1 protein-coding gene and 1 pseudogene are annotated in these 789 nt (G+C 36.1%); both read left to right on the plus strand.

Annotation, left to right across the window (positions count from 1 at the left end):
- A partial coding sequence (locus AC1DJR_RS32055) for a DUF3888 domain-containing protein (protein ID WP_477004475.1) occupies positions 1-235 on the plus strand: 235 nt, incomplete at its 5' end.
- 33 nt (positions 236-268) lie between these two features.
- Positions 269-789 (plus strand): annotated as a pseudogene (glcU, locus tag AC1DJR_RS32060) (glucose uptake protein GlcU); the annotation flags it as partial.

Raw genomic sequence — 789 nt, forward strand, 5'->3', positions numbered from 1 at the left:
AGGCAAGAAAGATGAGTTTGTTCCTAGGTTTGAAGTTACGATACAATTTCTTACATTTCAAGGGGCACATAATCCGCCGAATGATAAAGTTACACTTACTTTGGAAGACAATTTAGATCACATAAAGATAAAGAAAGTGGAGCGAGAAAAGAATGTTTCTGGTTCTATTGTAGAAAAGATTTGTGCACGAAAAAACGAAAAAATAAAAGCTCACTCTAATGATTTAGAGCGATAACCTATGACATTTTGTAGAGAAAGGTAATGAGCGATGGATATACTTTTAGCGATTTTACCAGCTATATTTTGGGGGAGTATTGTGCTATTTAACGTGAAACTGGGTGGGGGACCGTATAGTCAAACGCTCGGTACAACGTTCGGTGCACTTATCTTCTCAATTGTCGTTTATATTTTTATGAAGCCGGTATTAACTCCGACTGTTATTGGAGTTGGAATTGTATCTGGCTTATTTTGGGCACTTGGTCAAGCGAATCAATTAAAAAGTATTGATTTAATGGGTGTTTCTAGAACGATGCCGATTTCAACAGGGCTTCAATTAGTCGCAACAACATTATTTGGGGTTATCGTGTTTCATGAATGGTCAACGACGATATCGGTCGTTCTTGGAGTTTTGGCGCTCGTTTGTATTATTATCGGGGTTATTTTAACATCGCTTCAAAGTAAAGAAGAGAAGAATGCAGAGCAAGCCGGAAATTTTAAAAAAGGAATTATTATTTTATTAATTTCAACAGTCGGTTATTTAGTTTACGTAGTAGTTATCCGGTTATTTAA

The organism is Bacillus sp. 05T31, from assembly GCF_056396725.1.